General features: G+C 62.3%; 16 protein-coding genes and 1 pseudogene. 14 read left to right on the plus strand and 3 right to left on the minus strand.

What is annotated here, in order from left to right:
- The 6 genes from ATB1_RS07660 to ATB1_RS07685 all read left to right on the plus strand — a co-directional run.
- A partial coding sequence (locus ATB1_RS07660) for an FAD-dependent oxidoreductase (protein WP_349674953.1) occupies positions 1 to 1,234 on the plus strand: 1,234 nt, incomplete at its 5' end.
- Positions 1,224 to 2,582, plus strand: a complete 1,359-nt coding sequence (gene glpB, locus ATB1_RS07665) for a glycerol-3-phosphate dehydrogenase subunit GlpB (protein WP_042663092.1) — start codon at positions 1,224 to 1,226, stop codon at positions 2,580 to 2,582. The genes ATB1_RS07660 and glpB, both read left to right, overlap by 11 nt.
- A 100-nt stretch (positions 2,583 to 2,682) precedes the next feature.
- Entirely contained in the window at positions 2,683 to 4,137 is a 1,455-nt protein-coding gene (locus tag ATB1_RS07670; RefSeq protein WP_042663093.1) for an anaerobic glycerol-3-phosphate dehydrogenase subunit C, read from the plus strand.
- Between the two features lie 66 nt (positions 4,138 to 4,203).
- Positions 4,204 to 4,647: a heme-binding protein gene (locus ATB1_RS07675; RefSeq protein ID WP_042663094.1), complete on the plus strand. Its 444-nt coding sequence runs from the start codon at positions 4,204 to 4,206 to the stop codon at positions 4,645 to 4,647.
- A gap of 250 nt (positions 4,648 to 4,897) precedes the next feature.
- The gene (locus ATB1_RS07680; RefSeq protein ID WP_042663096.1) at positions 4,898 to 5,611 is read left to right on the plus strand and encodes a ThuA domain-containing protein; all 714 of its coding nucleotides are present in this window, start codon (positions 4,898 to 4,900) and stop codon (positions 5,609 to 5,611) included.
- A gap of 127 nt (positions 5,612 to 5,738) precedes the next feature.
- Positions 5,739 to 6,542 carry an inositol monophosphatase gene (locus ATB1_RS07685; RefSeq protein WP_042663097.1) on the plus strand — a complete coding sequence of 268 codons (804 nt, stop codon included), beginning with the start codon at positions 5,739 to 5,741 and terminating at the stop codon, positions 6,540 to 6,542.
- A gap of 169 nt (positions 6,543 to 6,711) precedes the next feature.
- Here the strand turns inward: ATB1_RS07685 and ATB1_RS07690 are convergent, their stop codons facing one another.
- Together ATB1_RS07690 and ATB1_RS07695 are read right to left on the minus strand one after the other, a co-directional pair.
- Positions 6,712 to 7,791, minus strand: coding sequence for a hypothetical protein (locus ATB1_RS07690; RefSeq protein ID WP_042663099.1), 1,080 nt, complete (start codon positions 7,789 to 7,791; stop codon positions 6,712 to 6,714).
- Complete coding sequence (locus ATB1_RS07695) at positions 7,784 to 9,376, minus strand: FGGY-family carbohydrate kinase (protein ID WP_042663101.1); 1,593 nt, start codon at positions 9,374 to 9,376, stop codon at positions 7,784 to 7,786. The genes ATB1_RS07690 and ATB1_RS07695 overlap by 8 nt, the downstream gene beginning before the upstream one ends.
- 746 nt (positions 9,377 to 10,122) lie before the next feature.
- Here ATB1_RS07695 and ATB1_RS07700 point away from each other — a divergent pair.
- The 3 genes from ATB1_RS07700 (at position 10,123) to ATB1_RS24560 (ending at position 12,527) form a co-directional block, all read left to right on the plus strand.
- Positions 10,123 to 10,773: a ribonuclease HI family protein gene (locus tag ATB1_RS07700; RefSeq protein ID WP_042663103.1), complete on the plus strand. Its 651-nt coding sequence runs from the start codon at positions 10,123 to 10,125 to the stop codon at positions 10,771 to 10,773.
- Positions 10,774 to 10,873: 100 nt separating this feature from the next.
- Entirely contained in the window at positions 10,874 to 11,587 is a 714-nt protein-coding gene (gene sfsA / locus ATB1_RS07705; protein WP_042663105.1) for a DNA/RNA nuclease SfsA, read from the plus strand.
- A gap of 808 nt (positions 11,588 to 12,395) precedes the next feature.
- The gene (locus ATB1_RS24560; RefSeq protein ID WP_394324767.1) at positions 12,396 to 12,527 is read left to right on the plus strand and encodes a hypothetical protein; all 132 of its coding nucleotides are present in this window, start codon (positions 12,396 to 12,398) and stop codon (positions 12,525 to 12,527) included.
- Between the two features lie 139 nt (positions 12,528 to 12,666).
- Here the strand turns inward: ATB1_RS24560 and ATB1_RS07710 are convergent, their stop codons facing one another.
- Complete coding sequence (locus ATB1_RS07710; protein ID WP_042663107.1) at positions 12,667 to 13,944, minus strand: Cdc6/Cdc18 family protein; 1,278 nt, start codon at positions 13,942 to 13,944, stop codon at positions 12,667 to 12,669.
- A 1,225-nt stretch (positions 13,945 to 15,169) separates the two neighbouring features.
- Here ATB1_RS07710 and ATB1_RS07715 point away from each other — a divergent pair.
- The 5 genes and pseudogenes from ATB1_RS07715 to ATB1_RS07735 all read left to right on the plus strand — a co-directional run bounded on the left by ATB1_RS07715 (position 15,170) and on the right by ATB1_RS07735 (position 20,253).
- On the plus strand, positions 15,170 to 15,580 hold the full coding sequence (locus ATB1_RS07715) for a DUF5518 domain-containing protein (RefSeq protein ID WP_052367865.1): 411 nt from the start codon (positions 15,170 to 15,172) through the stop codon (positions 15,578 to 15,580).
- 92 nt (positions 15,581 to 15,672) lie between these two features.
- Positions 15,673 to 16,803 (plus strand): VIT1/CCC1 family protein, encoded by a 1,131-nt coding sequence (locus tag ATB1_RS07720; RefSeq protein ID WP_042663109.1) that lies wholly within the window; start codon positions 15,673 to 15,675, stop codon positions 16,801 to 16,803.
- A 269-nt stretch (positions 16,804 to 17,072) separates the two neighbouring features.
- Positions 17,073 to 18,005: a UbiA family prenyltransferase gene (locus ATB1_RS07725; protein ID WP_082256346.1), complete on the plus strand. Its 933-nt coding sequence runs from the start codon at positions 17,073 to 17,075 to the stop codon at positions 18,003 to 18,005.
- Positions 18,006 to 18,078: 73 nt separating this feature from the next.
- Positions 18,079 to 18,861: a winged helix-turn-helix domain-containing protein gene (locus tag ATB1_RS07730; RefSeq protein WP_042663110.1), complete on the plus strand. Its 783-nt coding sequence runs from the start codon at positions 18,079 to 18,081 to the stop codon at positions 18,859 to 18,861.
- 48 nt (positions 18,862 to 18,909) lie between these two features.
- Positions 18,910 to 20,253: pseudogene (locus ATB1_RS07735) on the plus strand (cytochrome P450).
- Positions 20,254 to 20,343: the final 90 nt, after the last annotated feature.

Consider the following 20,343-nt stretch of genomic DNA (forward strand, 5'->3'; position numbering starts at 1 on the left):
GACCTCGTCGTCGAGGGGGGGCGGGTGGCCGGCGTCGAAGTCGAGCGGCGAGGCCGAACCACCGCGGCGAGGGCGTGGCCGGCGTCGAAGTCGAGCGGCGAGGCCGAACCACCGCGGCGAGGGCGCGGCGGGCGACACCGAGACGTTCGAGGCGGACTACGTCGTCAGCGCGACCGGCGCGTGGGCGGGACAGTTGGCGGCGATGGCCGGCGTCGACCTCGAAATGGCGATTTCGAAGGGCGCGATGGTCGTCACCAACGTCCGGCAGTTGGACACGGTCATCAACCGCTGTCTCCCGAAGGGCGAGGGCGACACCATCATCCCCCACGAAACGACGGTCCTGCTCGGCGCAAACGACGACCCGGTGGACGACCCCGACGACTACCCCGAAGAGCAGTGGGAAGTGGACATGATGATAGACGTCGCCTCCGAGATGGTTCCGGTGGTCGCCGACGCCCGCATGATACGCGCCTACTGGGGCGTCAGACCGCTGTACGACCCGAACCCGGAGTCGACGACCGACCCCGGCGACGTGACGCGGAACTACTTCGTGCTCGACCACGCCGAGCGCGACGGAGTCGGGGGGTTCGCCTCCGTCGTCGGCGGGAAGCTCACCACCTACCGAGAGATGGCGGAGTCCGTCGGCGACCACGTCTGCGAGGTACTGGGCGTCGAAGAACCGTGCCGGACGGACGAGGTCCCGCTCCCCGGGAGCGCCGACCCCTCGGCGCTCGACGAGTACATGGACGAGTTCGACCTGCGCTCGCCCATCGCCCGCAGGAGCGGTCAGCGACTCGGCGACCGGGCCCCCGAGGTGCTCGACATCGACGGGCCGAACCCGACGCTCTGCGAGTGCGAGGCCGTCACCCGCGCCGAGGTCAGAGACGCCATCGACCAGGTCGGCGCGGACCTCAACGGGGTCCGCCTCCGGACCCGCGCGTCGATGGGGAACTGTCAGGGCGGCTTCTGTAGCCATCGGCTGGGAGCCGAACTCTATCCCGACCACGGAGCCGAGGCCGCCCGCGACGCCGTCGACGAACTGTATCAGGAGCGCTGGAAGGGCCAGCGTCACGCCCTCTGGGGCGAACAGCTCTCGCAGGCCATGCTCAACGCCATGCTCCACGCGACGACGATGAATCACGACGCGAATCACGTCGTCGGCGACGAGAACATCGAGTACCGCGCCTTCGACGGGGGGCGGACCGCGGTTCCGGAGGGCAGCCATGGCGATTGAGAGCGACGTGCTCGTCGTCGGCGGCGGACTCGCCGGGATGGCGAGCGCGGTCGCGGCCGCCCGCGAGGGCGCGACGGTCAGACTGGTCTCCCACAAGAAGACGACGCTCCGACAGGCGTCGGGGCTGGTCGACGCCCTCGGCTACGTGCCGTCCCGGGACTCGGCGGTCGAGGGGACGGACTACGTCTCCCAAGAGCGCGCGGACTTCCGAGAAGTGCGGTCGAACCGGGACGCCTACCGGGGACCGCTCGTCAGACCGACCGACGGATTCGACGACCTCCCGGCGGACCACCCCTACTCGCTCGTCGGCGAGTCCGCCCTGCGAGACGGCCTCGCGCTGTTCGACGACCTCACGGGCGACGCGTATCTCGGCGGCCACACGGAGCGAAACGCGCTCGTGCCGACGTTCGGCGGCGCGGTGAAGCCGACAGCGCGATACCCGCGCGCCGCGGCCGCGGGGCTGGCGAGCGACGACCGCCCGATGCTCGTCGTCGGTTTCCGGTCGTTCACGGACTTCGACGCCCGCATGCTCGCGGACTCGCTTGAGGCCGCGGGCGTTCCGTTTCCCGTCGCCGGCGTCGAAGTCGAGTTCGCCGAGGAGTTCCGGGCTGACGCGCCGGTGACGCGAATTGCGAAGGCGCTGGACCACGACGAGCGCCTCGACGGGACTCCGGCGAGGCGGGCGCTCGCGGACGCCGTGAAGCCGTACGTCGACCGCGCGGAGCGCGTGGGCTTTCCGGCCGTGCTCGGCGACGACCGCGACGACGCGGTTCGGGCGGCGCTCTCGGAGCGACTCGGCGTCGACGTGTTCGAGATTCCGATGGGACCGCCGAGCCTCCCCGGCCTCCGGCTGGAGGACCGGCTCTACGACGCGCTCGACGCCGAGGGCGTCCTGTACGAGACCGGAAACCCCGTCGTCGGCTACGAGACCGACAGCGACTCGGGGCACGTCGACGCGGTGCTCGTCGACCGGAAGGGCCGAGAGGTGCCGTACGGGGCCGACTCGTTCGTCCTCGCGACCGGCGGCCTCGTCGGCAAGGGCCTCGACTCCGACCGGACGGCGGTCAGAGAGCCCGTGTTCGACTGTCGCGTCCCCCAGCCGTCGGACCGCTACGACTGGTTCGTCGACGACGCGTTCGGGGCGCATCCCTACGCCCGTTTCGGCGTCGAACCGGACGCCGAGATGCGGCCGCTCGCCGCCGACGGAACGCCGGAGTTCGGGAACCTCTACGCCGCCGGCGCGGTGGTCGGCGGCGCGGACGCCGCCCGGGAGAAGTCCGCCGCCGGCGTCTCTCTCGCCACGGGCGTCGTCGCGGGACGCAACGCCGCGAAGAGACTCGGCGACTGACGGCGAGTCGACCGACGATGGAGACTGGACGACCGAACCGGACCGACCGAACGACAACAGACGGCCGAACGACGCCGGACGCGACCCACCACACGAGACTATGACAGCGACCGACGACGGAGACCGAACGACCGAACCGAACCGGACGAACAGCCGCGACCAGGCGACCGAGAGAGGCAGAACGGCCCAGAGAGACAGAACGGCCGAGGAGGGGAAACAGCGACGGACCGACGGGGAACGACGAGTCACCGACGGCGGCGTCGCGGCCGCGTCAGCCCCCGAGAGTGCCGAGTACGACACCGACCCGGAACTGACCGACGTGTTCGAGGAGGGTGACCTCGACCTCCGCGCGGGCGCGGACGACTGCTACAAATGCACCGCCTGCGACACGTCCTGCCCGGTCGCCGAGGTGGACGATGAGTTCCCCGGACCGAAGTTCCAAGGGCCGGAGCAGTGGCGACTCAAGCGCAAAGAGAACGCCGACATCGACGACTCCGTCATGTCGTGTTCGAACTGCATGCGCTGTGACTCGGCGTGCCCGTCGAGCGTCCCGCTCAGCCAGATGCACAACGAGGCCCGCGGCGAGTACGTGAGCGAGCGGATGAGCACGCTCTCGCGGGAGTACGTCCGCAACCGTATCCTCGCTAACTACCGGACCTCGGCGGCGGTCGCGTCGGCGGTCCCGCGACTCGCGAACTTCGCCATGAACTTCGGTCCGGCGCGCTGGGCGATGGAGAAACTGCTGGGCGTCACCGCCGAACGCGACTTCCCAGAGTTCGCGTCGCAGACGTTCCGGGAGTGGTGGCGCGAACGCGGCGGGGCGCGGGTGGAGAACCCCGAAAAGCGGGTCGCCTACTTCCACGGCTGTTACGCCAACTACAACACGCCCGAGGTGGGCAAGGCGATGGTCCGCGTCTTCGAGCAGTTCGGTTACGAGGTCCTCGTCCCGCCGCAGGGGTGCTCGGGGACGCCGATGTTCGCGAACGGCATGCTCGACGACGCCCGGCGACACGCCGAGACGAACGTCGAACACCTCGCGGCCGCGCTGGCGGACGGCGCGGACGTCATCGCGTCGTGTACCTCCTGTTCGCTGTCGCTTCGGCAGGAGTACCCCGAACTGTTCGACATCGACGGTATCGAGGACGTCTCGGACAACGCGTTCGAGGCGCTGGAGTACCTCCGCATCCACGAGGACCTGCGGGGTGCGCTGGCCGACGCCGAACTCGACGGGGGGTCGTTCGGCTACCACGGACCGTGCCACGCTCGCAATCAGGGGCTCCACCGGCAGGTCGTCGAACTGTTCCGCGACGTCGACGGCGTCGAAATCGAGGACGTCGGCGACTCCTGTTCCGGCATCTCCGGCACCTACGGCTGGAAGGAAGAGAAGTACGACAAGTCGATGAAAATCGGCGAGGAGATGTTCGACCACATGCGTCACGCCGAGGGCGACGCGGGCATCACCGAGTGTCCCACCTGCGCGATGCAGATGGAACACGGCACTGGCTACGAGATTCGCCACCCGCTCGAACTGCTCGAAGACGCGCTCGTCGAGTGACGGCTTGGGAAAATCCGACGAAAGATGACCGGGATTTATGTGTCCGCGTGCGGGGGTTACGCACGCATGGTGGAAGCAATCCCGCTAGACGTAGCAACGCAGTTGATCGAAGCGGCCGAGGCCCGGGCCGACGAAATCGAGAACCCGATGGTCGTCACGGTCGCCAACAGCGAGGGGAACCTCATCGCGCAGCACCGGATGGACGGCGCGTGGCTCGCCTCCGTCAGTATCTCGCGCAACAAGGCGTACACGTCCGCCGCGCTCGACATGCCGACGCACGAACTCGCCGAGGCGTCCGAGCCGGGGAACTCGCTGTACGGGCTGGACACGCGGGACGACGGTCGGATGGTCGTCTTCGGCGGCGGCTACCCGCTCGAACGCGACGGCGAAGTCGTCGGCGCGATCGGCGTCTCCGGCGGCGCCGTCTCGCAGGACCGCGACGTCGCCGAGGCCGGCGTCGAGCGCTGGACCGAACTCGTCGAGGCGAACGCGGTTCCGAGCGACGACTGAGCCGTTCCGAGGAAACGCGAGCGACTGACGACTGACCGCGGGAGCGACCGGACTCGGAGGTCGACACCCGGCGTCGAACGCGACCCTGAGACGCGACCGGTACCGAGTCGTGACCGCGGTTCGAGAACGCTCACGCAGGCACCCACGGGGCGTCTGTCCCGCCTCGCTTTTCGAGACCGCCGCGGCGGCGGTTACAGTCAACATGTCGATATTCCGGAGGTTTTAGACCGGGTGCGCGCGTAGTGGACGTATGGCATCCGTGACCGTATGGAACGAGTACGTACAGGAGCGAACGGACGAGGAAGTCGCCGCGGTCTACCCCGACGGCATCCACGCGGTGCTCGCCGAGGCCCTCGAATCGCGGGGTCACGACGTGCGTGTCGCGACGTTCGACGAACCTGACCACGGCCTCACCGATGCGGTGCTCGACGACACCGACGCGTTGGTCTGGTGGGGCCACAAGGCCCACCAGGCGGTCGAAGACGCGGTCGTCGAGCGGGTCTGCGAGCACGTCTACGACGGCATGGGGTTCGTCCCGCTGCACTCCGCGCACTTCTCGAAGGCGTTCAAGCGACTGATGGGCACGCCCTGTTCGCTCCGGTACCGCGAGTCCGGCGAGCGAGAGCGGGTGTGGGTGGTCGACCCCGGCCACCCCATCGCCGACGGCCTCGACGAGTCCTTTGTCGTCCCGGAGACGGAGATGTACGGCGAACCGTTCGCGGTCCCCGAGCCCGACCGTCTGGTGTTCGCGTCGTGGTTCGAGGGCGGCGAGGTGTTCCGCTCCGGCTGTTGCTACCGGCGCGGTAGCGGTCGGATATTCTACTTCCGGCCCGGCCACGAGACCTACCCGGTGTACGAGGTTCCCGTCGTGCGAGAGGTGCTCGACAACGCGGTCAGATGGGCGGCCGCGGGCGTTGACGAGGCGGTTCCGACGGCGAACCGCGCGGTCGACCCGGTCGAGTGAGCGGCGCGGCCGAGGGTGCTCGGGTCGTCACGGGACGGAACGGAGCGAGACGGAACGGGACGAACCGAATTCGGGAAGGAACGACCGCCGTCCGAGGTTTTTTCTCGCCGTGAACGGATAGCCGGGTATGGAAAAGCGCTCGCGCGAAGCAGTCGCGGTAGAGGCCGCAGAGACCGGGGCGGAGTACGCCTTCGAACACTTCAGAACGGACTTCGATATCGAACAGAAGGGCGACAAGACCGACCTCGTGACCGAAATCGACCGCGAGACCCAGCGTCGGGTCATCTCGACGATTCGGGAGCGGTTCCCGGACGACGCCGTCGTCGGCGAGGAGGAAGACGAGCGAAAGACCGTGCCGGAGTCGGGCTACGCGTGGGTCATCGACCCCATCGACGGGACGCAGAACTTCACCCGCGGGACGAACGCGTGGGTGACGAGCGTCGCCATCGTCGAGGACATGGAACCGCTGGCCGCCGTCAACGTCGCGCCGGCGACGGGCGACACGTACGTCGCGACCGGCGGGGAAATCGAACGCAACGGTCGCCCGATAACCGTGAACGACGAACGCGATATCGAGGCGTTCATCGTCGCCTCGACGCTCCGGTTCGGACCCGAGGACCGCCCCGCGGTCGAGACGCTCGCCGGCGAGATATTCGGCCGGTTCGGCGAACTACGCCGAATCGGAACCACGCAGTTGACGCTCTCGCGGGTCGCCGACGGCTCGATAGACGCGGTCGTCGGCCTCGACGAGCACCCCAACGCGTGGGACACGGTCGCCGGCGTACACCACGTTCGGCGGGCCGGCGGTGTCGTGACGGACATTCGCGGAAACGAGTGGTTGCCGGGACGCCCCGGACTGGTCGCGTCGAACGGTCGGGCCCACGAAGAGGTGCTCGAAACAGCGCAGGCGGCGTTCGAAGCGATTCACTGACGTCGAAGCGGTCGTCTATGCGGGGAGCCGTTCGCGGTGTGCGGACTGGGAGCGGTAGTCCGTCGGTGCCCGTCGGTCGAGAGCGGTCGGGTCTGGTGCGTCGGTCGAGTCGTCGTCTCAGTCGAGTCGTCGTCTCAGTCGAGTCTCGCGGCCGGTGGGCGGGCGTCGGTCACAGCGGCGGCACCCACGAGGTGTGCGGGAACACGCCGAGCGCCCCGAGGACCGCGACGAGGAACGTCCCGAAGACGATGGCCGCGGCCGGCGGGTCGAAGTGCGTGTCTCCGTGCGCGTAGAAGACGCGCTGGAAGAGTTCGCCGAACAGCGCGCAGACGAGGCCCATGCCCGCGCCGACGAGGACCACCTCGGCGAGCGGCAGTGAACTCACCGCCGCGCCCTCGGGGGCCATCGCGAAAACCGCCGTGCTCGCGGGGAGCGTGATGTGATGGGTGACGGGGAAGTGCTCCAAGCCGATGCTCAAGAAGATGAGCGAGACGGCGCTGATGCCGAACCCGAGGTAGACGCTGCCCGTCGCGTACCCGAGGTACGCCCCGAGTACGCCGACGACGAGTCCGAGCAGAGAGACGTTCAGCCACTTGTACTGCTGCGGCAGCCACGGCTCGACGAGGAACCGGGTCGCCGGCCCCGACTGCGGTTGCCCGCCGTCGGTGGCGGCCTGGGGCGCGTCGCGGAACCGTTCTTCGACGAACGGGCGCATGTTGAGCCGCCCCTCCGCGGACTGGCCGACGAGGTCGTAGCCGAACGCGACGCGGTGGAGCGCCGCCGAGAGGACGACGGCCATCGCGACGGGGTCCCACGGCGCGGCGAACGCGACCATGACCTGCGCCATCAGGTAGCCGGCGATACCGAACAGCCCGCCGACGAGGAGCACGTCCGGTTTCGTGCCGAACGCGTAGTTGATGTTCTTCGCGGGGTGGTAGTCGAACTCCGCGTCCATGTACCCCCGCTTGGCGGCGTAGGCGGAGGCGGCGGCCCCCGCGGCGAAGCTGATGTGCGGGCCGAAGACCGGACCGAACGCGACCGACCCGGTGAGGCCGAGCGCGCTCAGTTGCGCCGGGTCGGCGTTCGTGGCAGCGGCGACGGCCTCGGTCGCGAGGTTGCCGGCCTCGCCCGCGATAACGAGGAAGCCGGTGAAGATGAAGGCGGGTTGACCGCCGATTGCGGCGCCGAACGCGCCGCCGGCGAAGGCGGCGACGAGCATGCCGAAAGAGAGGAACGACAGGTCAATCATCGTATCCCCCTTTCACGGTGTCCTTGCCGACGACGGTCTTCTTGTTCGGTCTCGCGCCCGCGGACTGCGACATGTAGCGGAGGTCCTCCAGCGCCTCGACGCGCTCGTCCCAGACCGCGAACGTCGCCTCGTAGGCATCGGTGTACACGTCGTACCAGCGGCTGTACTGCTGGACTTTCTTCGGCCGCGGTTCGAACGACTGCGAGACGGACGACGTGGTGGCCGCCGCGCCGGGGAGGTCGTCGTAGGCACCCGTGCCGACGCCGGCGAGGAGCGCGGCTCCCTTCGCGCCGAACTCGGTTCCCTCCGGGATGATGATGGTCGCGTTCAGGCAGTCGGCGAACATCTGACACCAGAAGTCCGAGTTCGCGCCGCCGCCGCTGAGATACACCTCGTCGGCGTTCTGCGGGAGGTGCGTGAAACAGTCACGCATGGCGAGCGAGATGCCCTCGTAGACCGCGCGCACGAGGTGTGCCTGCGTGTGCTCTTGGTTCAGACCCATGAACTGCGCCCGCGCGTTGGGGTTGAGGAAGGGCGCGCGCTCGCCCGCGGAGCTGAGGAACGGGTGGTAGATGAGGCCGTCGGAGCCGACGGGAATCGACTCGACCTCCTCTTCGACGAGGTTGAAACTGCTCTTGTCCATGATCTCCTCGATGGCCCAATCGAGGTTCGGCGTGCCGGTCATCGAGGACATGAACTTGGTCCAGAGCCCGCCCTCGACGCCGAGCGTCAGCAGGATACCCGTCTGCTCGTCGTCGTCGGGGGCCTCGTCGAGAACCGTCTGGTTCACTGAGGTCGTCCCGACGATAGAAGAGCCGTCGCCCGGGTTCGCGGCCCCGCTTCCGAAGGCTGACGCGGCGATATCGATAAAGCCGGAAACGACGGGCGTCCCCTCGGGGAGCCCCGTTTCGACCGCCGCGTTCCGGGTGAGACCGCCGACGACGTCGGTGCCCGGAACGAGGTCGGGACGCATCTCGCCGACCTCCGGCATTCCGACGACGTCCAGAACCTCGTCGGAGTACTCGGCGGACTCCGATTCGACGTACGGGAGCGACGCGTCGCTCGGGTCCGTGGTGAGTTCGTCGGTGAGCTTGTACTTCAGCCAGTCCTTGCAGTAGAAGACCGTGTCGGCCTCCTCGTAGCGCTCGGGTTCGTTCTCCTTGAGCCACCGGAGGATGACGAGGCTGCTCCCCGGGAACTGGGTGCCGCCGCAGATGTCGTAGACCCGCTCGGAGACTCCCGACTGCTGCCACGCCTGCACGACGGAACTCGCACGGCCGTCGGACCAGAGAATCGCGGGACGGACCGGGTCACCGTCCTCGTCGACGAGCCAACAGCCGTCGCCCTGCCCGGTGACGCCGAGCGCGAGGACCTCGTCGTCGTCGTCCAACTGGTCTTCGACTTCGCTGAGCGTCTGTGCGGTCTTCTTCCACGTCGTCACCATGGACTGCTCCGCCCAGCCGGACTCGGGGCGGTCGACCGCGTTTTCGACGCTGCTCTTGTGTAGCTCCTCGCCGTCGAGCGAGAAGGCGACCGATTTAATCACTGTCGTACCGGCGTCTACGCCGATAATGACTTGCGCCATAATAGACCATTATCATTATCATTCTAATATAGGTTTGGATTGCTGTAGAATTGTGGGCGGGCGGACGCCGCGTTTAGTCTTTTCCCGGTCGTACTCGGTGTCGACACAGCATTCACTATTTCCGAATCAGCCGTTGGAGCCGGTCGTAACACCCCAACGTTGCGGGTATCGACGACGAACCCGGACACGGCGATTCAGAACCACCGGGCGAGAGCCAGCGGTTCGAGAGCGACGCGCTCCAGTATGAAGAAACGCGCACCGGCCCAGCGGCACCGATGGCGAGCGAGCGAATTACAGAGCTAATCGCGTAATCTTTGTCCGATACCGGGGCTCCCGCTCCGACTCGCTCGCACTCGGGAGCATCGCACGCCGGACCGTCGCTGTCAGTGCTGTTCGGGCGGTGGTCGGAGTAGTCGGCCGGACTAATCGGCCGGACTAATCGGCCAGCTCAGGTCAGCGCGTTTGAACCCGAGATAGCCGGTGACGAGTGGGATGGCCGCCGAGAGGCAGAGATGGCTGGACCACCAACTCAACGCTCCCTCCGGTTATCGGGGCGCTCGCGTCGGGCATCGTCGGGACGGGCAGGCGGGGTTCAATCGATACCTCACTCCCACGACGGAGCACTGAAGGAATTATCCCGCTCGACGACAGAGGTGTGGTATGCAGGTGTTCGACGAACCGACGAACTCACCCGGGAGCGAGGATGGGAGGCCCGGCAACGGAGACCGGAACGAGGTGGTGCCGGCGTGAGCGGAGAACCGCTCCCCTCCGAGCACCTCTCACCGCTCGCCACGCTCGTCGACGAGGTGCTCGCAGGCGTCGGATACGAGATGGCAGTTGCCACTGAACTCATCGACGACGCGGTCCCCGGCTACGGCGGCCTCTTCGACCCCGCGACCACCCCGGCAGAGCTCCGTCAGGCACTCGAAGAACTCCTCTCCTCGGACCTCGGCCGTCCACCCGTTTCGGAGCCGACCGACCGCTCGTTCATCCTGTACGTCGATGGTAGCTCACGCGGCAACCCCGGTCCCGCCGGAGCGGGCGCTGTCATCATGGACTCGGAAGAAAATCGGCTTGCTCGTCTCGGTCGCCCCGTCGGCTCGCGGGCGGGGAACAACACCGCGGAGTACGTCGCCCTCCAACTCGGTCTCTCCGAGCTGTTGGCCCGCTACGAACCACACAGCGTAGCGGTTCGAATCGACTCGATGACCGTTATCCGCGATATCTGGGGCGGTAACGACCCGACAGAGCCCGGCGTCGAGACGTACAGCGAGGCCATCGCCACGGCGCTGGCACGCGTTCCGAACCACTGGTACGAGCATCTGGCGGACAGCGACCCGAACCCCGCCGACGCGCTGGCGACGGTCGGTTCAGATATCGCAGCCTTCGGACCCTGATAAGAGAACCAGAAGAGAGACACGCCCGGACGGCCCGAGCGCTCTCACAGACTCGAAGCGAACGATTGGTATTCCCTCGGCCGCATCGTATCCACAACACATGGACCCGCTACTCACAATCGACGGCGAGTTACTCACCGGGACTATCGTCGACCGACCGAATCGGTTCGTCGTCCGCGTTCGGTTCGAGGACGCGCCCGAACGCGTCTTTCTCGGAGACCCCGGAGCCCTCGAAGGCACGGTCGAACCGGGAAACGAGATTCTCTGTTCACCGGTCGAGGACCCGGAGCGAGCGACGGACTACGACGCCATCGCCGTCCGCGTCGACGGCGTGTACGTGAGCGTCCGCCCGGCGCTTGCGAACGATCTCTTCGAGCGTGCGCTCGCCCGCGATGCAATCCCCGCGTTCGACGGGTACAGTTGCCTGAAACGCGAGCCTTCGCTACCGGAGCACGGTCGAACGGATTTTCTCGTCGAGACGCCGGCCGGCGAGACCGCCTTCGTCGAAATCAAATCCTGCACGCACGTCAAGGACGGCGTCGCCATGTTTCCCGACCGCCAAACCGAGCGCGGTCGGCGTCATCTCCGGAGCCTCGAAGCGCTCTCCGAAGACGGCCACGAGACACACGTGGTGTTCGTGGTGCAGCGACCTGACGTCGAACGCTTCCGACCCTACCAAGCTGTCGACCCGGAGTTCGCCGAATTACTCGCCCGCGTACGGGAGACCGGGGTGGACGTACACGCGATTACGACCTCGTTCGACCCGCCTCACTACTCGCTTCGGAACGACGACCTGCCCGTCGACATCGGGTGACGAGCGGGACGCTCGGAATCCGAATAGCGTCCAGTTCGTCTGTGTGGATATGGCAAGCGATTCGTTCGGGTGCGACCGAAGCGGAACCGACCGTCCGACCTCCGGGGACGACTCGCTGAGCGGTGAGTAGGTCGGCGTCCGTCGCGAACGACTCATCTCGATACCGGCCGTTAGTTCAGTTCATCCCGGATAGATAATTGTATTTCTTTTACAATACATTTTGAGCAGACCTATGAGGAGTCACCACATCGTGGTGGTCTCTATAGAAAGAGAAGAGACGTACTATAACAACACATTTCGGGGGTTTTGACCACTTACCGTGAGATAGTTTACGAGTACGTGGGCTACACTCGCTTAAATAGATCATCGTCTCTCAGCCGATATCAGCGCAGGCTAATCGCGATGTGATAATCTGAATGAGTCGGTCACCAGTTTACCAATGAATCAATCTGAGCCAGCTATTATTGCACGATATACACAGTAATAATCGGGAGGTAATACGGGCGTTGGAAGCTATAGTATTGCACAAACTGTGCTAACTTTTGCAGGCGTTCGCGTGGCTTCCCACCCAAGGAACTGTCGAAGCGGTCGGCTCGAAAATCGCGGGTGTGAAACTCGACGTCGAAGACCACTCGCCGTTGGTTTTGCCAGCGGTCCCGTCGACCGCAACCCCCGTCGGTTGGCCTCAGGCGGGGTGTGACCGCTATCGATCAGTCTGTGCGATGATTTCCAAACGTTTTGATGAGACCGTTCGACACCGATAAATCGATGAATTCCTTTTTGTCTCCGAGTGAACAGCCGGTCGCGTGTGGCTGGACGGCGAGCCCTTCCGAGTTTCCTCGAAATCCGTCGCAAAGCACCCGGTGCGAACTCTGCGGTCGTCATGACCGATTCACTGGACGACCTGCTCGCAGTGCGCTTCCCAAACCAGGTCACCTAGACAGTATATGCGTGTTTGACGGGGTCTCCCAGCGAGATTCCGCACATTTACACTTTACATGCAGGGTGCGAGTTCCCGGCGTGAGAAATCGGGACTTACACTCGTGACCGGGGGTGCGCGGTCGGAGAGGAGACGGGGATTACGCGAGATCTTCCAGCCGGCTATCGCGGAGCACGGATTTTAACACGATACCAGTGTCCTGAACCAATCGATGCTCCAGATAGCTTCCTTCTCCCCGCCCACCACCCGTACGGGTCGACTCTACGACGCCGAGGAACGCCTGTTCCTTCAACAGTTCGTAGACGCGGTGTTCGCTCAGAACCTTCGCATCGACCGTCTCAGTCGTGTTCTTGTATCGCTTGTAAATTCGGCTCGTCGAGAACTCGTCTTCGTTCGAACTCTCCTCGGTCAGCAGCGCGAGTGAGTAGAGAATGAACTTAACTTGGGTCGTCGATCCGCGAAGTAACTCCTCGAATCGGTCGACTTCCGCCCACTCTTGGGCATCGCGGACGTGCTCCGCGACGACCTGGTCGGCGTTCTCTCGTTCAGCGAGCTCGCCCGCGTGTCGGAGAATTTCGATTGCCTTTCTGGCGTCGCCGTGTTCCTGCGCGGCGAGCGCCGCAGTCAGCGGAATGACGTCATCAGAAAGAACGCCATCGTGGAACGCATCGCGCCGATGCTTCATAATCCCGCGGAGTTGATTCGCGTCGTAGGGTTGGAAGACGAACTCCTCTTCGCGGAGACTCGACTTGACACGCTCGTTCAGCTGATCGCGGTACTCGATTTTGTTACTCACCGCGATAACGCCCAAGTGACAGTCGGCTTTCCCGGACTCGCGGGCCCGTGAGAGTTGCATCAGAATATCGTCGTCGTCGAGCCGGTCGACCTCGTCCAGAATGATGATGACCGCATCGTAGGCGAGGTTCAGAATCTCCCAGAGGTAATCGTAATACTCACCACTGCCAATCCCCGCGCGCGGGACGTCGAAATCAGTTCGCTCGGTCTTGTTGAGTTCCCGCGTCACAGTACGGGCAACGCGCGTCTGCGTATTGTGTTGTGCACAGTCGACGTAGACAGTCCCGACCGAGACACCGTTCGATTCTGCGGCCCTACGGGCACGCTCCGTAACATGGCGGGCGACCAGCGACTTGCCCGTCCCCGTCTTGCCGTAGATCATGACGTTGTTCGGCGGGTCGTCTTGCACGATGGGCCTGAGTTCCGCGGCGATGTCCTTGATTTCCTCATCGCGGCCGACGATTCGAGCACTCTCCGGGACGTGACCGACCTTCAGGAGTTCCTTGCGAGTGAAAATATCGACCCGGTCGGGATCGTCTCCCTCGATATTGAACAGCGGATCCTCAGCCGGGTCTTCGTACCGGTCGTCGAAGTCGGAGAGTTGCGACGGGTCCTTAGCCATCGTTACAAGATATCCCGCTACCCGGCTACTTAATTATTCGCCCACCTCGACAAGAGTGTAAATCGTCCCGTAGCAGAGACCTACTGCGCAGTGTGTCCAATGTCAGTCGAGAAGGGGTAGAGGCTATCCAGAGTGAAAGACGGCCCACCCGTGCAGGTGCTTCGCACGAGGACACACCCCTCGTCCAGAGTGAAAAACGAACAGAAGCCAATATCTGGCCACCCCTCGTCCCGAGTGAAACGCCGCGATTCGGCCGATCGCCTCGGAGGGCACACCCCTCATCACGAGTGTAACTCAAACCGAGTCCAGACAATCGCACAACGCGGGACACGAGCGGCGTCTGACGTGCGGCAGACACCCCCGTCAAGAGTGAAAACAGTCGTGAAGTGAGTCGACTGGCGGTTCGGGGTGGTTCCCATCCCCAGTCGGGGTAACGGACGTAAATCGCAGTCGTCAACCTCTACTCTGAATCAATCCCATCCTGAACCGATTTAACGGCTGTCGAGAATATGGAATATCGAGGAAATCATCACATTCAAACCACGACGAGATGAGACCCACCCACCCCTCGTCAAGAGTGAAACTGAAACGAAGAGAGTCCGGTGGTTGACGAGAATCGAACGACTGGACCGACTAAAAACGCCGTGAATCCGGGTCAGACGTAGGAACGCTGCTGTCGAACACCCGTAGAACCGACTCGAACCAGCAACTAGTCACATTCTTTAGTATTATATGAAAGTTTTATATCCTATAAATCCGTATAGTCCGCCAAGTATATTCTCCCTACTAAGTAAGACGAACTGCCATTCGTCTGTGTCTCGCGAAGCGTTACTCGCCTTTTTTATTTACATTCTGTCGTCAATCTCCGTTTCAGAGGCTCTCTCCGTGGGTTCGTCGTTTTTCTCCCCTCACAAACCTCCGTTTCCCGTGGACAGTACCCCACCCTTTCGACCGTTTTCACTCTGGACGAGGGGTGTGTGTTCCCACAGGTTTCGTCTACTTCGGAGTTCGAGTCCAAGGACGTCGAGCGACATCATCTGGGCGACCGACTGGCTCTCGGAGAAGGTCCTCCGTTGTTCGTTCTGGGGCTCTCTCGATTCCCTCCCCACCGCTGATTGTGTGACTCTCTCGCTGCGGGCCGGACTACTTGCTTTCGACGTGAGTGAATCTCGTATCAGGAGAGCGAGCGTTCGTATATATCTCTCTCGTTGACGAATCGATACATATGAGCAAGACAGAGACGCTTCGAAACGCAGTCATCGGTGCTGTCGTCACAATCGTTCTCGCGTTCACCACTGTCTCGCCGGCGATTGGTGGGGCCGTGGCTGGCTACCTTCAGCGCGAACCTCCGGTAGGAGGTGCGAGAGTTGGGGCCATCTCCGGCGCGATAGCGAGCATCCCGTTCCTCCTCGTACTCGGCCTTGGGGTCGCCGTGTTCTTCGGGACGGCTCCGGCAGGCGGGTTCGGTGTTCCGGGGGGTGTGGAGCTAGCCGTCGTCCTGCTTTTCATCGTCCCTCTCGGCGTGCTCTGGAACGCCGGCTTGGGTGCGGTGGGTGGCTACGTGGGTGCGTACATTCGCGCGCACGCCGATTCCACGGAGTCGACGATGTCTGAACCCGGTCACGAGGCAAGATAGCACAGCTACTTGCTGGGGAGGTATACGGTGGTCAGAACGCTCCCGTGGCGTACTGAGCGCACCACTAAGTCCTCACAGCGCGATTACACTATATGGCTCCTTCGGAGGATATCGAACGTTATCGTCGCAATCGGCAAGACGAACTCGACAGTGCGACGGTCTACGCGGCGATGGCTGACGCCGAATCGCAACCGCAGGTCGCAGAAGTGTATCGGCGACTTGCCGACGCGGAGCGAGCCCACGCAGACTTCTGGACAGAGAAGATTCGCGAGGCCGGTTCCGACCCGGGAGAAGCCAACCCGTCCCGGAGAGCCAGAACACTCGCATGGCTGGCCGGTCGATTCGGGCCGGGATTTGTGATCTCCTCGATGAAAGCGGGGGAAGCCATCGGCGCGGACGACTACGCGATCCAACCGGAGGTCATGGGAACCGGGATGGCGGCCGACGAACGCTCGCATGATCGTCTCCTAGCGGCCATCGCGGAAGCTCCCGGGCGGGGTGCGCAGGGAGAGGTCCTCGCCCGACTCGAAGGCCGCCACCGAGCGACCAGTGGCAATGCCCTCCGTGCCGCAGTGCTCGGCGCGAACGATGGTCTCGTTTCAAATCTCAGTCTCGTGATGGGCGTCGCCGGCGCGGCATTAGATTCGACGGCGATTCTGATTACCGGCTTGGCCGGACTTCTCGCTGGGTCGGGGTCGATGGCGATGGGCGAGTGGCTCTCCGTCCAGAGCTCTCGGGAACTCTACCAACGACAGATCGGAATCGAGGCCGAAGAACTCGCCGAAGTCCCCGAAGAAGAGGCAGAAGAACTGGCGCTCATCTACGAGGCGAAAGGGCTCTCGAAAGAACGCGCCAGAGAGGTGGCCGAGCAGTTGATCGCCGACGAGGAGATGGCGCTGGACACGCTCGCTCGCGAGGAACTGGGAATTAATCCGGAGGAACTTGGTGGCTCTGCTTGGGAAGCGGCCACCACGTCGTTCGTCCTCTTCGCGCTTGGAGCCATCGTCCCGGTACTTCCGTACTTCGTGTTGAGCGAACTGGTCGCCGTGGGTGCGAGCCTCGTGTTGAGCGCGGTTGCCCTGTTCGTTATCGGGGCGGGAATCACGCTCCTCACGGGACGTTCCGTGCTCTTCTCCGGACTGCGTCAGGTCGGTATCGGCCTCGCCGCTGCGGTCCTCACTTACGGCGTCGGGAGCGTGATTGGGGTGACGCTGGTCAGCTGACGGGACCGAAAATAACTGTCATTTCATACATGTCTCCTCGTATGGCAGCGGGAGTACGACGAGTCGACTGATGTGTTCGAAGCGATGACCGAGACCGTCCGCGGGACCGGTGGCGCGCTCACCGGGAGTATGTAATTAGTGGCCAGATCGCTGACTCTGTCGGAACTGTTCACTGTTGACATTCGGAAGGACCTTCGTTCCAATTTATTAGACAGTGATGATGTCACCAATGAATGTGGTAATATGATGTTGCGGGCCACTTGATGATAATGTCATCATGGTTAGCAAAACACGGGCAGACCGAGCGCAGATATTCAACGAAAGTATGGGCGTTTTCGCAGATCAATCGACTGCCTGAAACAGTAGGGTATAACGTAGCGTATGCCCTCCTCGCCGTTGCAATTGCTCGCTCACGGCTAGATTTAGGCCTCGAAATAGAGAGTTTGATACAGATCTCAGCCACATTTAGTGCGGCGATGCTAACGAAAATGCAGGCGTCAGTCGCAGACGTCCTGCACGATTATGCCGTTGACAAAGAAAATCCTGAGAAACAACAGAACGCGACCGCAGTCGATGAAATCGGATACGAGAGTGCGCATACTATCCTCGTTATTGAACTCACAGCTGGTCTGTTTCTTTGGATGTGGGTCTCACTACAGACGTCGTCACTTCTGTTCGCTACTGTCGGTGCCCTGTTTTCGATATCTGGGTTCGTATACTCATACCCGCCCCGAATTAAGGAGCGAGGGATACTGAACCACCTCGTAACGACGGGTACCGATGTCGGGTTCGTCGTCCTTCCGCTCGTCATACTAGCAGGGGACCCATCAGTTGAGTATGCGGCTACCGCTCTCGGTGTTATTTTTCTCTATACGTTTGGGTATCATACACTGCATCAAGCCGCAGATACGTACTATGACCGGCAAGCAGGAATACGGACGTTCACACAGAACTTTGGAGTGTCAGCGAGCATACTACTGTCAGCAATCTGTACGGCCATGGCTGGCGTTGGTGCAGGCATACTCCACGCCCTGGGAGGTGCGTTTGCGATGTTTCTCGTTGCTGGCCGTTACGTGTGGCTCTACTATCGAGTACGAGAACAGACCGAGAAAGAACAAACAGACATTACGGCACAGCGGTTCAATACGGCCTACGTTGCGACGTTCTTGAACGCAGCGTTCGCACTCGGTCTGTTAATATAATTTATTTGATGTCGGATATCGACTGCGCCAACCCTGACGTTTTAGTGTTGGCGAAATTTGACTTAGAATTATCATGACTGGCTTGATGGGTTCTGATTTCTCGAAGGTACTTGCGAAGCGGTTTGAGATCTTACACACGCTTAACGAGCAACCGCAGCGGAAACCGGAACTTGTCGAGTCAGTCGACTGTTCGCGGTCGACCGTCGACCGGGCGATCACGGAGTTACTCCAGTATGACTGCGTCGAGTCTCATAATCGAGAATATCGAACGACCCCACTCGGGCGAGCCTCACTAAATATTCGACAGGAGTATCTCGATAAGATACACGACGTGCAGCGTGCTAGCGATATACTAAATAAAAATCCAAATCTGAAAGAGCTCCCGTCAGTGTTCCTTCGTCAAGTGACGGTCTCGACGGCAGATCCACAGTTCCCGGAATCTGCGCTCAGTTCGAGTACTGCGCGGTTGCGACAGTCTGAGAGGATGGTCGGCCTTGCACCTGTCGTTCTCAAATCATATATCGACGATGTTGAGGCTGCTGTTCGAGAGACGCAATGCACAGCAGAGATCATCGTATCCGAGGGCGTTCTGTCTGAGTTGGTTGATTACCGAGAGTCGTTTACTGAATTGATAGACTCCGGACGGGTGGTTCTCCTTGTCACGGATGACGAACTCCCCTACGCACTCTGGATCATGGAAGGAGTAGACGGGGAGGTCGCTGGGATAACTGTCCATCAACACGGTGGCGTACGGGGAATGTTGACGAACACCGCATCGGAAGCCGTCAAGTGGGCGCGTGAGCAGTATGAGTCGTTCAAAGCGGATACGACTCGGTACCAACTCGTAGAGAATTGACGATGAGCAGCAGACAACAAGCCCGACTCCACGAGGTGAAGTAGTCGTATGAGTCACCACGATACCCGCTCGCGTACTCGGGAAACACCGCCTGAGCCACCCTCTCCTCCGATTGTCGGGCACACCTATCAATTCCTCCGTCGTGACCCGCTCGATTGGTTCACGGAATTAAACGAAGCATACGGTCCAGTCGTCCAGCTTCGAGTTGCTGGGCAGCGACTCATCCTTCCGACAGAGCCGGACGATATCGAACGGGTCCTTCTCACGAATAGTGAGAACTACGAGAAAGGTGGGTTCCAAAAAATGGTAACGAGGTCACTTCTCGGCAATGGGCTTGTCATCGCTGAAGGTGAGGAGTGGTGAGCCAAGCGCCAAGGAACCGAGCCTGTCTTCCATCCGAAACGGATGGAGGAGTACCAGTCAGTAATCACGTCACACACCCTGTCGACGATCGAGCGGATTTCGGCGGGGGACACAGTCGACTTAGAACAGGAGATGAAGCATCTCACGCTCAATATTATCGTGGATGCACTCTTTGGAGTCGACCTTTCCACAGAAGACTGGGACTTAGAACCCGCCTTCAAGCGAATCTTAACACATTTCGAACGCATCAGCCAAACGTACCTGTATCTTCCAGAGTGGATTCCGACCCCTGAAAACGGAGCATACAGAAGTGCGATTAGCACGCTTGATTCCGCCGTCGAGGACCTAATAGCGGCTCACCGTGCGGGAGATATCGACGGGCCAACGGTCCTCAACTATCTCCTTGAGTCGGACGAAGACTGGGACACGAAAGACCTCAGAGACGAAATCGTGACGCTGTTACTCGCTGGTTACGAGACAACTGCGCTCATGCTCACGTTTACTGGTGACTTATTGGCGCGACATCCGGAAGTCCAAGAGACTGTGGCGCGTGAGGTCCGAGAGAAGCCGTTTTCTTACTTCTTCGGGTACAACAACGAGTATTCCGAACTCGACAAAGTAATACAGGAGTCGCTACGCTTGTACCCCCCAGTCTATGGGATTTTTCGCCAACCCATCGAGGACGACCAACTGAGCGGGTTCCATGTCCCATCGGGGTCCATTATCGCGCTCAATCAATGGGTTGCTCACCGGGATTCTCGTTGGTATCAATCACCGACACAGTTTAATCCAGAACGGTGGTCGAAGGAGTTCGAAAAATCAGTGCCGACAGGTGCGTATTTCCCGTTCGCTGCAGGTCCACGCCGATGTGTAGGTGAGAGATTTGCAAGGTTAGAAGCAAAACTGATCTTGATTAATGTATTGAGGGAGTTCCGATTAACAAAGTCAGCCGATGAGAGCCTCAACGTGATTCCGTCGTTAACTACCCAACCAGCGGAGACGGTTAGCGTCACGTTCAGAGACCGATGACGTCATGCTAGTTTGTACATACGTGTTCGATACGGGTACTGCAGTTCGTACACATCAAAATCAGCTCATTTGACGAACAGCGTGGTATTC

Source organism: Haloferax sp. ATB1 (genome assembly GCF_000730175.1).